The organism is Limosilactobacillus coleohominis (assembly GCF_016901675.1).
In the GTDB taxonomy this organism is placed as follows: Bacteria; Bacillota; Bacilli; order Lactobacillales; family Lactobacillaceae; genus Limosilactobacillus; species Limosilactobacillus intestinavium.
The window spans coordinates 1-313 of the sequence record NZ_JACJKU010000199.1 but is presented as its reverse complement, the minus strand read 5'-3'; the positions used below and the strand labels follow the sequence as shown (position 1 = coordinate 313).

General features: G+C 30.7%; 1 protein-coding gene. It reads left to right on the top strand.

Going from position 1 to position 313, the window contains the following annotated elements; genetic code table 11:
• A partial coding sequence (locus H5975_RS08480; protein ID WP_204785644.1) for a transposase occupies positions 1 to 196 on the top strand: 196 nt, incomplete at its 5' end.
• Positions 197 to 313: the final 117 nt, after the last annotated feature.

Below are 313 nucleotides of genomic sequence, written 5' to 3'. Positions count from 1 at the left end.
TAGCTTTAAGTATCATTTGAGTAACGGCCCTATTGAGGGAACTAACAACAAAATTAAGGTTATTAAGCGAACGGCTTATGGTTTCAGAAATTTTTATCATTTTAGAATTGGAATATTGATTGCATTAAAAAACTCTCACTTAACAGTTAGTTCTAATTGCAAAACAAAAAACAGCCCAAGCAAAATGACTGCTTGAACTGTAAATTTTATGGCTCTACATCATTTAGTGTTGGTTTAACAAAATCGTGAAATTTTCGCTAAATTGGTATAGTTTTACGAGTTACATACTTTTAGGGTATGTGACTCTTTTATT